We start from the raw sequence: 12,729 nt of genomic DNA, 5'->3' as shown, positions 1-12,729 counted from the left end.
GCGGCGATGATCGCCGCCGCGCGCCGACGCCGCCGGTCCCGCCGCCTGTCCCCGTCGGCTTCCCGTTCCCCGCCCATGTACAGGCCCCCTCCCGTAGTCCTTCCGACAGAGCCTACGGGCGGGGCCGTTCCGCGATCCCCCTACTCCGCCCCGTGGGCCCGCGTGATGAGGTCCGTGGCGACCTCCAGCGCGGCCAGCCGGGTCTCCTCCGGGTCGGCCTCCACGTGCTGGAGGAACATCATCCCGGCGTGCAGCGTGAACAGGGCGCTGACGCAGCGGACCTGGTCCGTGACGGGGCTGTCCTCCGTGCGCAGCAGTTCGATCAGGCGGAACAGCCTGGCCTTCACCGTCTCGCCGATGCTCAGCTCGCGCGTGGTCGCCTGGTTCTCGTGCATGAAGCGGTACAGCTCGGCGCCCGCCATCATCGCCTCGCTGTAGCGGCGCAGCACTTCGCGCTTGGTCTCCAGGGTGCGGGGCTGCTGCTCGGCCCAGGCGATCAGCTCGTCGATGGGACGGGTCACGTCCTCGAACAGGCTGATGATGATGTCTTCCTTGGTCTTGAAGTGGTAGTACAGCGCCGCCTTCGTGACCTCCAGCCGCTCCGCGATCTCGCGCAGCGACGTCTTCTCGTAGCCCTGCTCGGCGAAGAGCTCCAGTGCTACGTCCTGGATGCGCTGGCGCGTGTCGCCACGGCGCCGCTGCGGACTGCTGCTGGGCATGACTCTCCTCAGAATTACTTACTTGACGCCCGGCAAGTTACGGGGCTACCTTCCCCAGTGTAGTGAACTAGCCGGGCGGCAAGTAAGTACCGGTGAACGGATTGGCACCAGAAGAAGTACACGGGGAGTGGACATGGCGGTGGACGTGGCGAAATCGGCCGAGACCCCGGAGGGGGTGAAGCCGCGCAGCGTGCGGGTCGTCCTCATGGCACTCATGATCGCGATGCTGCTGGCCATGCTCGACAACATGATCATCGGCACCGCGATGCCCACGATCGTCGGCGAGCTCGGCGGTCTGGAGCACCTCTCCTGGGTGGTCACCGCCTACACCCTGGCCACCGCGGCCTCCACCCCCATCTGGGGCAAGATCGGCGACCTGTACGGGCGGAAGGGCTCCTTCCTCGTCTCGATCGTCATCTTCCTGATCGGCTCCGCACTCAGCGGCATGGCCCAGGACATGGGCCAGCTGATCGGCTTCCGCGCGATCCAGGGCCTCGGCGCCGGCGGTCTGATGGTCGGCGTCATGGCGATCATCGGCGACCTGATCCCGCCCCGCGAGCGCGGCAAGTACCAGGGCATGATGGCCGGCGTGATGGCCCTCGCCATGATCGGCGGCCCGCTGGTCGGCGGCACCATCACCGACCACATGGGCTGGCGCTGGTCCTTCTACATCAACCTGCCGCTCGGCGCGGTCGCGCTCGCGATGGTGACGGCGGTGCTGCACCTGCCGAAGCGGACGGAGCAGACGCGCCCGAAGATCGACTACCTCGGCGCGGCGCTGCTGACCATCGCCATCACCTCCACCGTGCTCGTCACCACCTGGGGCGGCACCGAGTACGCGTGGAGCTCCGGCGAGATCACCGGTCTGATCGCCGTCGGCATCGCGTCCACGGCGGCCTTCATCTACTCCCAGACCAAGGCCGCCGAGCCGATCATGCCGCTGCACATCTTCCGCAGCCGCAACTTCACCCTGATGTCCGTGATCGGCTTCCTGGTCGGCTTCGCGATGTTCGGCGGCGTGCTCTACCTCCCGCTGTTCCAGCAGTCGGTGCAGGGCGCCTCCGCCACCAACTCGGGCCTGCTCCTGCTGCCGATGCTGCTCTCGATGATGCTCGTCTCGCTGATCGCGGGCCGCGTCACCACCAACAGCGGCAAGTACGAGATGTTCCCGATCATCGGCGGCGCGCTCATGGTCGTCGGGCTGTTCCTGCTCGCGACGATGGACACCGGCACCACCCGCCTGGTCTCCGGCGTGTACATGGCCATCCTGGGCGCCGGACTCGGCTTCCTCATGCAGATCACCATGCTGGTCGCGCAGAACAGCGTCGACATGAAGGACATGGGCGTCGCGTCCTCCTCCGCGACCCTCTTCCGTACGCTCGGAGGCTCCTTCGGCGTGGCCCTGATGGGCTCCCTCTTCACCACCCGGGTCACGGACGCCATGTCCGAGCGCCTCGGCCCGGAGGCGGCCGGCGCCGCCGGCTCCGCCCAACTCGACGCCGCCAGCCTGGCCAAGCTCCCGGAAGCCGTGCGCGAGGCCTACCAGCACGCGGTGGCGGCCGGTACGCACTCCGCGTTCCTGCTCGGCGCGGGCATCGCCGTACTGGGCTTCCTGGCGGCCTGGTTCGTCAAGGAGGTCCCGCTCCGGGGCGCGGGCCCGGCCCCGGCCGAGGGTGACGCGGACGACAACACGCGGGGTGGCAAGGCCGCGCCGGCGCAGCAGGAGTCGCTCGCGCACTGACGTATGACGGCACGTGACGACGGACCGGCCCCGGTGGACGAACGGATCCACCGGGGCCGGTCCTTCGCCGAACACGCGTCATCCGCCCGCACGGTTCAGTCACGTCCATCTCATCCCTCCCATCCATCCCATCTGTCCCATTAACTGGATTTTATGGCCCATTTGGCTGGAACCTCCCCGCTGCGGAGATCGTCCTGATCCACAGAACGCTCACAAGGCGGATGGGGAGTGGACAGGATGGACAAGCAGGGCATCAAGGCCCGTGCCGCCGTGGCGGCCTCGGCCGTCGCCGTGGCGGCCACGGTCTGGGGAGTGACGGCCCTCGTCGACTCGGGGGACCGGGCCCCGCGCCAGGACGTGTCGCGGCAGCAGGACGCCGAGCCGGCACAGCAGCAACAACCGCAGCGGATACCCGAGTCCATAGCCCACGCGTCGGAAGGCGGCGCGAACGCGGTCAACATCACCATCGACGACGGCCCCGACCCCCGATGGACCCCGAAGGTGCTCGAGGTCCTCGCCGCGTACGACGTGAAGGCGACCTTCTGCATGCTCGGACCGCAGGCCAAGGCCCACCCCGACCTCGTGAAGAAGGTCGTCGCGGCCGGGCACCGGCTCTGCGACCACACCATGGACCACGACACGACCATGGACAAGAAGCCCTTCGCCTACCAGGAACAGCAGATCCTGGACGCGAAGAAGCTGATCGAGGAAGCCGCGGGCGCCGGTGCGAAGGTCGACTACTACCGGGCCCCCGGCGGCGCCTTCACCCCCGACAGCCGCCGCATCGCCGCCGCGAACGGCATGCGCCCGCTCGGCTGGAACGTCGACACCAAGGACTTCGAGAAGCCGGGCACGGCCGCCATCGTCGACGCCGTGAAGCGCGAGCTCGCCAACGGCCCGACCGTGCTCTTCCACGACGGCGGCGGCAACCGCGCGCAGACCGTCGAGGCACTGGACCAGGTACTGGCCTGGCTGAAGGAACAGGGCCGGCCCACCGGCTTCCCGGTCCGCACCTCCTGACACGCCGCCCCGGCCGTCGGTATCTCGTTTGGGTGAACGGCACCGCGTTGCAGGGCTCGCGGTCGTGTCTGGACTGGTTGCCTGTGAGGATCGCTATGTCCGCTGTGGTAAGTGGAGGGGGTGGCTGGTGGGGCGCGGTGCACGTGGGAGGAGGCGCGAACTGCGGACGGTGGCCGATCCGTTCACGGTCGCGGCCCCTGCAGGTGCGCGTATCCGTGACCGGCTGCGCCTGGGTTCGGCGGATGTGAAGGTTCTGACGCTCCTGGGGGAGCACCTCGGTCACCATGCGCGTGTGGATCTGGCGGGGCGTGTCCGGATCGGCAGGGTGGCAGTGAAGGACAATCGGCGGGCGGAGCGTAAGCGGGCGCTGACGAAGGTGTCGTCTTCACGTTGGGCGGGTGCGATCACCCGGGCCAGTGAGGACCAGTACCAGCTCAGCCTGCGATGCCTGTTCGATGAACGGGCGTTCCTGCGCCGGGCCATTGTGAAGATCCGTCAGCGTTCAGCGGTGCCGTGCGGGCAACGTGTGGCCGGTGTCCGCGGATATCGGGACCGGGCCGAGCGTGCACAAAAGCAGTACCGGTTGCGGGCACTCACAGCCCGTCTGGCCGAGGTGGAGGCACGTATCGAGGCCGGCCATCCAGCGATCGTTGTCGGCGGCAGGCGACTGGTGAAGACCCGACACCACCTCGGTGACGCCGGGCTTACCGAACCCGAGTGGCGGGAGCGGTGGGACGCAGCGCGCATGTTCCTGACTGCCGACGGCGAGTCCGGCGCTCCGCACGGCAACTACACGATCACCGTGGACCCGGCCGACGGCACGGTCACGATCGTCCTGCCGGAACCGCTCAGGCACCTCGCGAACACACCGCGCGGCCGCTACCGGCTCGCCTGCACGGTCACGTTCAACCATCGCGGGGAGGAGTGGGTGGACCGGGTCACCGCCAGCCAGGCCGTCCGTTACGACATCACTCACGACCCCGTGCGTGGCCGCTGGTACCTCGATGCCTCGTGGTCCACCCCGAAGACAGTGCAGCCCACCCCGGTCGAGCTGGCCGCCACCGGCGCCAGGCTGCTGGCCGTGGACCTCACGCCGACCACCTCGCCGTGTGCGTCGTGGACCCACACGGCAACCCGGTCGGCGTGCCGCTCACGGTGCCCATCAGCCTGACCGGCCCCGCATCCCAGCGCGACGGGCGCCTGCGGGCCGCGATCACCGAACTGATCGGCCTCGCCAAGGCGAACGGCTGCGCCGGCCTGGCGATCGAGAACCTCGGCTTTGCCGGCGCCCGTGCCACAGGCCGCGAAACCATGGGACGCGGTGAACGAGGCAAGACGTTCCGGCGCACGGTCGCCGGACTCCCCACCGCACGCTTCCGGGAACGCGCGCGTGGCATGGCCCACCACGCCGGGCTCGTCGTCGTTGCGGTGGACCCCGCCTACACCTCTCGCTGGGGCAGCCAGCACTGGAAGGCACCGCTCCAGCAGCAATCGAAGACCACCGTCACCGGGCACCATGCGGCCTCGGTGGCGATCGGCAGGCGCGCCCTCGGACACGGGCTCCGGCGTCGGCCAGGTGTGACCGCACACGACCAGAGGATCGTTGTGCGGAGAGCTACCGGCCAGACCGTTCCCCGCCCGAGGGCTCGCGGGACCGCGAGCCCGCCAAGGACCACAGGCACACCCCACCGTGGTGGCAAGACCTGTCGGGACCGAAGCGACCAGCTCGTGCTGTTCTCCGTCTCCAAGACCGTTCGGGAGACACCCGGTGCCAGGCGCCCAGCGTCCGGCACGGTTCGTGGCGATTCGGCCAATACCGGCCGATCGCATAGCAACGGTGTTCCCTGGCTACGTACGAACGTACGCCCGACCGCCGACACGCCCCACCCGGAGGCCCCCGTGACCATCGCCCCCGCCAAACTCTCCGACCCCGTGGTCGGCGCCCTCGTCGCCGCCGTCAACGCGCACGACAAGGACGCCTTCCTCGCGCTCCTGACCGGCGACGCGACCATGTCCGATGACGGATCCGACCGCGACCTCCAGCAGTGGATCGACAAGGAGATCTTCGACTCCGGCGGCCACATGGACGTCCAGACCGAGTCCGACGGCGGCCGCCGCCTCGTCGCCAACTTCCGCAACGACACCTGGGGCGAGATGCGCACCGCCTGGCGGTTCGTCATCGCGCCCGGCGGCGGAAAGATCAGCCGCTTCGAAACCGGCCAGGCCTGAGCCGGACCCGGACCCGGACCCGGACCCGGTTCAGGGCACGCCCTAGAGCCCCCGGGCCACCTTCAGCACCGCCGCCGTCAGGCGCCCGTTCTCGGGGGCCGCACCGCCCGGGAAGCCGAAACGGCGGCGCGTGTACCCGTACGCGACCTTCGTGTCCGGATCGGCGTAGCCCAGCGCGCCCGCCGCGCCGCTGTGCCCGAAGGCCCGCGGGCCCACCTCCGGAAGCTGCTTGAAGCCCAGTCCGAAGTGGTCCGGCTCCGAGGTGACGAGGTCCGGGCCCGGCGTGTTCAGCTTCGCGACCTCCGCCGCCGTGTCCGCCGCCAGCAGCGGGGCCCGGCCGTCGACCTCGCTGATGGCAGCCGCGTACAGGGCCGCGATACCGCGCGCCGAGCCCATGCCGCCCGCCGATGCCGGGCCGAGCTCCCGGGTGCTCGGGTGGTTGGCATGGGCGATCAGGTCCATCGGGGGCTCCCGGTGCGCGTTGAAGGCGACGGACAGGAGCTCCGGCAGCGGCTCCGCCGGGGCGGCGGCCTGTTCGGGCGTCGGCAGCATCTCCAGCACCGGCTTCCACCGGGCCTCCTCCGACCGGGGCAGGCCCAGGTACAGGTCCAGCCCGTACGGGGCGCGCAGGCGCTCCTCGTAGACCTCCTGGATCGACCTGCCCGTCGCCCGCCGCACCACCTCGCCGGTCAGCGCGCCGATCACGAAGGCGTGGTAGCCGTACGCCGTCCCGGGCTCCCAAAACGGCTTCTGCGCGGCAAGCCGCGCCGCGATCAGCGCGTCGTCCGCGATCTCCTCGTAGTCGAAGCCCTCGTCGGTGTTGATCAGCCCGGACTGGTGGCTGATGAGCTGGCGCAGTGTCAGCCGCTCCTTGCCGTCCCCGGTGAACTCCGGCCAGTACGCCGACACCGGACGGTCCCACTCCAGGACGCCGTCCTGCACGAGCAGCGCGACCACCAGGTGCGCCGCGCCCTTCGTGACCGAGTAGACCCCGCTGAGGGTCTCCCCGTCGGTGTCCTCGCCCGCCCACAGGTCGACCACGCGCCGGCCCTCGTGGTGCACCACGAACTGGGCCTCGGGGGAGTGCGGCTCGGCGGCCACGAAGGCCTCGAACTCCTCCTGCACCGACTGCCAGCCCGCCGCCACCGTGCCGTTCACGCGTACGCCCATGAGATCCCCCTGGATCACTCGACCGCCGGATCGAAGCCGTCCGGCATCCGACATCCGCCAACGGCCGCCGATCATGGGATATTCCGAGCTCCAACGGCTCACGTACGGGTGAAAGCGCGCCCGGCGTCGTTCCGGCCCGCCGGAGGGCCCCGTTGGACCGGGCATGAAGCGCACCCGCATCGCAGCCCTCGCCCTCGCCACCGCCGCGGCGGCCCTCGCCCCCGCCCTCGGCCAGGCGGCCACCGCCGCCGAGGGGACCTCGTTCCTCCAGGACCCGTCCAATGGCGAGAAGGCCATGAAGTCGATGTGGACCAAGGACGAGATGCACAAGGTGGAGGCGCAGTTCCGCTTCCACCCCGGGATCCAGTACAAGACGGTCACCGGCCCCGGACCCGCGGCCGCCCCGGACTACAAGCGGCAGGTACCCGACCCCAAGACCCTCGCCTGGCAGCCGGGTTACGAGTTCGCCTGGGCGGTGTCGGACTCGACGGTGGTCAAGAAGACGCTCACGACCAAGGAGGGAACGCACCCGATCGTCGTACACGCCGTCCTGCGCCGTGCCGGGGAGCGCGCCAAGGCGGGCGAGGTGCGTCAGGAGCTGACCGGGAAGCCGGCGACGGGGCGCGCGAAGGTGCCGGGCGGCAAGCGGATCGCGTGTGACACCGGTGAGTACACGGTGGAATGGTCCGTCACGCGCTCGGGCTACGGGACGCTCACGGGCTCGCTGCGCTGGGACTCCAGCTGCGAGCAGTACCGGACGGCGTTCGCCCAGGACCACGGCCGGCAGCGCTGACGCAGTGGTGGTGGCCTGCCGCCCCGAGCACCTTGTGGGTGCGTGATGGGCGACCGGGCCGCGGCCTCGGATCGAGTGCCGTCATGGCCGTCCTGCCGCAGGGAGTGTGCCGCGACAGGGGGAGAAGGTCCTGCTTCAAAGGGCCGTTCAGCGGTTCTTGGAGGCCTCGGTCGCCTTGGCGGCGATCTCCTCCAGCACGGCCTTCGGGTTGCCGTTGGGCTCCACGGCGCGTCCGATGTTGCGCTTGATGGTGTCGCTGACGGTCACCCAGGCCGGGTCGTTCACCGGGTAGAGCTGGGCGCCGCGCAGCGCCGTCAGGAACTGCGTGTCGTTCCTGTCGATGCCGCCGCTGCCCGCGACGGCGCGCTGGGCGGAGACGGTGGACGGCAGCAGGTGGTACCGGTTGGCGAACTCCGTCAGGTTCTTGTCCTGGTAGATGAAGTCCAGGAACTGGCTGATCGGCTTGCGGTTGTCGTTCTGCTTGAACGCCATCATCCAGTCGGCCACGCCGACGGTCGGCGGGGTCGCGCCGGCGCCGAGGTCGTCGGAGACCGGCATCTCGATGGTGCCGACGCTGATGCCCTTGGCGCGCGCCTCGTGGGCGAGGGAGGGGTAGCCGTTGAGCATGCCGACCTCGCCGCGCAGGAAGGCCGCGAAGGCGTCGGCACGGTTGAGCTGGGACGGCGGGGTGGGGCCGGTGAGACCGGCTCCGACCATGTGCTCCTTGACCCAGCTCCAGGTCTTCACGTTCTGCTCGGAGGCCAGGCTGTAGTTGCCGCTGCTGTCCGCGTAGCCGCCGCCGTTGCTCAGCTCCCAGATCAGCGCCTCGGCGTGCGCCTCCTCGGGGCCCAGGGGCATGGCGTAAGGGAACTTCACGCCCTTGTTCTTGAGCGCCGTCGCGACGGACTTCAGCTCGGTCCAGGTCCTGGGGGGCTTGACTCCGGCCTTGTCGAAGTGCGCCTGGTTGTAGAAGAGCAGGCGGCTGCTCGCCACGAACGGCAGACCGTAGAGGGTGCTCCCGACGGAGCCGGCCTCGGCGAGGGGCTGCAGGAAGTTCGCCTCGGAGGTGACGGAGAGGAGCTCGTCCGCGGAATAGAGCTTGCCCTGCGCCGCGAAGTCCGAGTAAGAGCCCATGAGGGCGATGTCGGGCGCCTTGCCGGCCTTGACCATGCGGGAGACCTCACGGTCGATGTCGGCCCACGGTACGAGCCTCACCTCGACCTTGATTCCGGGGTGGGCGGCGGTGAAATCAGCCGTCGCCTTGTCCCAGAACGCCTTGGAACTCGTGGCCGGTGTGTCGCCGTATTCGGCCGCCACCAGGCGCAGTGTGCCCTCGCTGTCCGAGGCGTCTCCGGAGTCACCGCAGGCGGTCAGAGGTATCAGCAGAGCGAGCACGACCGCGGTGGCGGGCGCGCCGAAAATTCTTCGTCGCACGGGTGTATTCCTCTGAATTTCTTTTGGCTGGCGATGCTACTTATGAGTCACTCCGGGCTGGGGTGTCCCTCCGTGGCCCGTTGGCCGGAATTCTCTCCTGAAGGTGGGTGGGTTGATTCCATTGGGGCAGCACTTGTGGTCAATGCTCCAACTGAGCCATTTCCGAATGGTGTTTTCCGATATGTGATCCACAATTCCGACGCGCGTAGACATCCCGGGACATGCCGAAAAGCCCGTTTCCGGTATCGGAACGGGCTGAAGGGCGGTGCGAAGGCGTGGACTAGTCGGCGAAGTCGCCCGCGTAGGGGTCCGGCTCGCCCGTCTCCGGGTTGCGGCCCTCCTGCCACCGGCGCTGGGCCTTGCGCCAGTGCACGAAGCTGAGGTGGCCGCCGTCCCAGAAGGTGATGCTGACGGGGCTCACGTCGAACTCGTCGGAACAGAGCCGGTACAGGAACTCGGCCATGCCGTACGGGTACACGGCGAAGGAGTCGGCGGTGTGCCGCCCGCAGACCAGGACCGGCCACCGGTCCGGGTCGGGGTCGGAGGTCAGCCAGCACAGGATGTCGGCGCCGCCGGTGACGCCCCAGGCGAGGATCGCCTCCGGGTCCACGTCGAAGGCGGCCCGGCCGCCCTCGGCCTCCCAGACCTGCCGGGCGTTGGCGGTCTCCTCCGCCATTTGCGCCGGGTCCCACTGGAGCCCGGGCTTGGGCAGCGGCAGCAGCACGCTCGCCTCGCCGTTGATGGAGCCGGCGCCGAAGCGGCCCATGAACGCGACGAAATCGGCCGGGAACCTGGTGCCCCAGGCCGCCTCGGCGGCCTGCCAGTCGATGTCCTCGTCGGCTCCGTGCGTCGCCGGCATGATCTGCTCCAGCGCCTTGATCCGCGCGTTCTCCGTCATGCAGCTCCCCTGAGACCCCAGCTCAACCGCCCCAACCTACCGCCGGGGAGGGGCCTCGCCTAGCCGCGCATGAGACGCCCTGATACGTCCACCTTCACCCTCGTTCCGACCCGCAGTCCCCATCCGGCCATCACCCCGGCCCCGGCCTCCAGGACGTGCCGGGAGCGCGGGCGGGGCAGCCCGAGCCGGCCGGGGGGCATGGTGGTGACGGCGAGCACGCGGAGGTTCCGGTCCAGGTACGCCACGTCGATCGCGAACCGCATCCGAAAGGTGTGCACGCCCGCGGCGGGGGTGAGCAGCAGCGCGCCGGTCACTCCGTCCCGGCCGAGGAGGCCCCGAGTCCGGGCCCGGTAGGAGGCGGCGACCTCCAGGGGGATCGCCGCCTCTCCGACGGTGAGGATGCCTTTGCCGTCCCGCCAGTTCGCCATGCGGCCAGGGTAGGGCGCGGGTGCCGCTGCGCGGGGCCTTCTCCCCGCCCCGCCCCTTCCCGAGCTGGGGCTCCGCCCCAGACCCTCCCCCAGACTCCGTCCGGGGGGACCCCCACGCCTCAAACGCCGGCGAGGCTGGAAGTGCCGCTGCGCGGCACTCCAGCCCGCCCGGCGTTTGAGGGCACGGGCGCGCAGCGCACGTACGGGGTCTGGGGCGGAGCCCCTGGGGGCACCTCCCAGCGGTGGCTGGGGGAGGAACGGTGGAAGGGCGGGTAGGGGACAAGCCCCGTGCAGCGGCACCCGCCGGCGCTACCGTCGCGGGATGGGTGTCGTCCTGATCTTGCTCGCCGCCGCCGGCTACGGCGCCGCCGCGGGATGGCTGCTGCCGCGCGCCGCATACCGGTTCTCCGTCGCGCCGGGGGAGCCCTGGCAGGGCCGCTGCCCCGAGGGGCACGCCCTGCCCGGCTGGCTCGGCCCCGCCCGCTGCCGGGTCCCCGCAGGGGCCGTCGTGCAGGGCCCGGACACCCCGCCGCCCGTGGTCACGGCCGCGCACGCGTACGGACGGCGGGCGGCGCCCCTGGCCGTACTCACCGGAGGCATCTGCGCCCTGCTCGCCGCGGCGGTCGGGGCGCGGCCCGAGGTGGGGGTGTACGTGGGGCTCGCCCCCGTGCTCGTGCTGCTCGCGCTCGTCGACCGGGCCGTGCACCGGCTGCCCGACCCGCTGACCCTGCCGCTCGCCGCCGCGTTCGCCGCCGGGCTCGGGGCCGCCGCCCTCCTGCCCCGCGCCGCGGGCGACTGGCGGGGCGCGCTGCTCGGCGGCGGCGCGCTCGGGGCCGCGTACCTCCTGCTGTTCCTGATCAACCCCGCGGGGATGGGCTTCGGCGACGTCAAGCTGGCGCTCTCGCTGGGGGTCGCTCTTGGGTGGTACGGGTGGGGGGTATGGGTCGCCGGGGCCTTCCTGGGCTTCCTCTACGGGGCCCTGTACGGGCTGGCCCTAGTGCTGCGGGGCCCCGAGGCCCGGAAGCGGGCCTTCGCCTTCGGCCCCTTCATGGCGGCCGGAGCGCTCACCGGAGTGCTGCTGGCCGGCTTCGGAGCGTAATCGTGTCGCGGCAATGCACGCATCACGCTTTACGAAGGGTTATGGTGGAACCCCCCCCTCGGGCCGGTCCGTATCCCCCCCACGGACCGGCCCGTTTTTTGTCTTCCGGGCCCTACGGGCAAACGTGCAGGTCAGCCTCGCTGGGCCCAGATGTTCGTGCCGGGGGTGGACACCGCGAAGGAGTCGATCTCCTTCAGCTCCGCCTCCGAAAGAGGGGCTCCGGCCAGCGCCGCCACGTTCTCCTCGAGCTGTTTCACGCTCGATGCGCCGATCAGGGCCGAGGTCATCCGCTCGTCGCGCAGCACCCACGTCAGCGCCAGCTGGGCCAGGGACTGCCCGCGCCGCACGGCGATCTCGTTGAGGCCGTTCAGGCGCCGTACGACGTCCTCCGAGAGCAGCGCCGGGTTCAGGGACTTGCCCTGGGTGGCGCGGGAGCCCTCCGGGATGTCCTTGAGGTACTTGCCCGTCAGCAGCCCCTGCGCGAGCGGCGCGAAGGAGATGCAGCCCATGCCGGCCTCCTCCAGGGTGTCGAGCAGGCCGTCCTCCTCCGTCCAGCGGTTGATCATGGAGTACGAGGGCTGGTGGATCAGCAGCCGCACGCCCATGCCGCGCAGGATCCGCGCCGCCTCCGCCGTCTGCTCCGCGGTGTAGGAGGACACGCCGACGTAGAGCGCCTTGCCCTGCTGGACCGCGGACGCGAGGGCGCCCATGGTCTCCTCCAGGGGGGTCTCCGGGTCGAAGCGGTGCGAGTAGAAGACGTCGACGTAGTCCACGCCCATCCGCTTCAGGGAGGCGTCGAGCGAGGCGAGCAGGTACTTGCGGCTGCCCCACTCGCCGTACGGCCCCGGGTGCATCAGGTAGCCGGCCTTGGTGGAGAGGATCAGCTCGTCGCGGTAGGACGCGAAGTCCTGCGCGAAGATCTTGCCGAAGTTCAGCTCGGCGGAGCCGGGGGGCGGGCCGTAGTTGTTCGCCAGGTCGAAGTGGGTGACGCCCAGGTCGAAGGCCCGGCGCAGGATCGCCCGCTGGGACCCCAGGGACCTGTCGTCGCCGAAGTTGTGCCAGAGGCCGAGGGAGATGGCGGGGAGCCTGAGGCCGCTGTGGCCGGTGCGCCGGTACTCCATGGAGTCGTAGCGTGCAGGTTCTGCCCGATAGGGATTGGTATCAGTCACGTTGTCCTCCCTATCACGGAGTTGTGACA

At 70.4% G+C, this 12,729-nt stretch carries 12 protein-coding genes; 6 read left to right on the top strand and 6 right to left on the bottom strand.

Going from position 1 to position 12,729, the window contains the following annotated elements:
* Positions 1-140: 140 nt before the first annotated feature.
* Positions 141-719 carry a TetR/AcrR family transcriptional regulator gene (locus tag OG625_RS13800; protein WP_329379898.1) on the bottom strand — a complete coding sequence of 193 codons (579 nt, stop codon included), beginning with the start codon at positions 717-719 and terminating at the stop codon, positions 141-143.
* A gap of 133 nt (positions 720-852) precedes the next feature.
* Between OG625_RS13800 and OG625_RS13795 the strand changes: the two genes are divergently transcribed.
* The 4 genes from OG625_RS13795 (at position 853) to OG625_RS13780 (ending at position 5,709) form a co-directional block, all read left to right on the top strand.
* Entirely contained in the window at positions 853-2,460 is a 1,608-nt protein-coding gene (locus OG625_RS13795; RefSeq protein WP_329379896.1) for an MDR family MFS transporter, read from the top strand.
* Between the two features lie 237 nt (positions 2,461-2,697).
* A complete protein-coding gene (locus OG625_RS13790; protein WP_329379894.1) occupies positions 2,698-3,480 on the top strand; it encodes a polysaccharide deacetylase family protein in 783 nt (260 codons plus the stop codon).
* A gap of 169 nt (positions 3,481-3,649) precedes the next feature.
* On the top strand, positions 3,650-4,651 hold the full coding sequence (locus OG625_RS13785; RefSeq protein WP_329379892.1) for a hypothetical protein: 1,002 nt from the start codon (positions 3,650-3,652) through the stop codon (positions 4,649-4,651).
* A 728-nt stretch (positions 4,652-5,379) separates the two neighbouring features.
* A complete protein-coding gene (locus OG625_RS13780; protein WP_329379889.1) occupies positions 5,380-5,709 on the top strand; it encodes a nuclear transport factor 2 family protein in 330 nt (109 codons plus the stop codon).
* 42 nt (positions 5,710-5,751) lie between these two features.
* On the opposite strand, the gene OG625_RS13775 is transcribed toward OG625_RS13780, so the two are convergent.
* Positions 5,752-6,879 (bottom strand): serine hydrolase domain-containing protein, encoded by a 1,128-nt coding sequence (locus OG625_RS13775; RefSeq protein WP_329379886.1) that lies wholly within the window; start codon positions 6,877-6,879, stop codon positions 5,752-5,754.
* A 163-nt stretch (positions 6,880-7,042) separates the two neighbouring features.
* Between OG625_RS13775 and OG625_RS13770 the strand changes: the two genes are divergently transcribed.
* Positions 7,043-7,672 (top strand): hypothetical protein, encoded by a 630-nt coding sequence (locus OG625_RS13770; protein WP_329379883.1) that lies wholly within the window; start codon positions 7,043-7,045, stop codon positions 7,670-7,672.
* Positions 7,673-7,819: 147 nt separating this feature from the next.
* On the opposite strand, the gene OG625_RS13765 is transcribed toward OG625_RS13770, so the two are convergent.
* From OG625_RS13765 to OG625_RS13755, 3 genes are all read right to left on the bottom strand, one after another.
* Positions 7,820-9,106: an extracellular solute-binding protein gene (locus OG625_RS13765; protein ID WP_329379880.1), complete on the bottom strand. Its 1,287-nt coding sequence runs from the start codon at positions 9,104-9,106 to the stop codon at positions 7,820-7,822.
* Positions 9,107-9,386: 280 nt separating this feature from the next.
* Positions 9,387-10,004, bottom strand: a complete 618-nt coding sequence (locus tag OG625_RS13760) for an SMI1/KNR4 family protein (RefSeq protein WP_329379878.1) — start codon at positions 10,002-10,004, stop codon at positions 9,387-9,389.
* Positions 10,005-10,063: 59 nt separating this feature from the next.
* Entirely contained in the window at positions 10,064-10,432 is a 369-nt protein-coding gene (locus OG625_RS13755; protein ID WP_329379875.1) for a DUF192 domain-containing protein, read from the bottom strand.
* 322 nt (positions 10,433-10,754) lie between these two features.
* Here OG625_RS13755 and OG625_RS13750 point away from each other — a divergent pair, with 322 nt between their 5' ends.
* Positions 10,755-11,531 carry an A24 family peptidase gene (locus tag OG625_RS13750; RefSeq protein ID WP_329379872.1) on the top strand — a complete coding sequence of 259 codons (777 nt, stop codon included), beginning with the start codon at positions 10,755-10,757 and terminating at the stop codon, positions 11,529-11,531.
* Between the two features lie 131 nt (positions 11,532-11,662).
* Here OG625_RS13750 and mgrA read toward each other — a convergent pair whose 3' ends face one another.
* Positions 11,663-12,700: an L-glyceraldehyde 3-phosphate reductase gene (gene mgrA / locus OG625_RS13745; protein WP_329379869.1), complete on the bottom strand. Its 1,038-nt coding sequence runs from the start codon at positions 12,698-12,700 to the stop codon at positions 11,663-11,665.
* Positions 12,701-12,729: the final 29 nt, after the last annotated feature.

The sequence above is a fragment of the Streptomyces sp. NBC_01351 genome (assembly GCF_036237315.1).
Taxonomy (GTDB): domain Bacteria; phylum Actinomycetota; class Actinomycetes; order Streptomycetales; family Streptomycetaceae; genus Streptomyces.
This window is presented reverse-complemented; position numbering and strand designations above follow the sequence as displayed.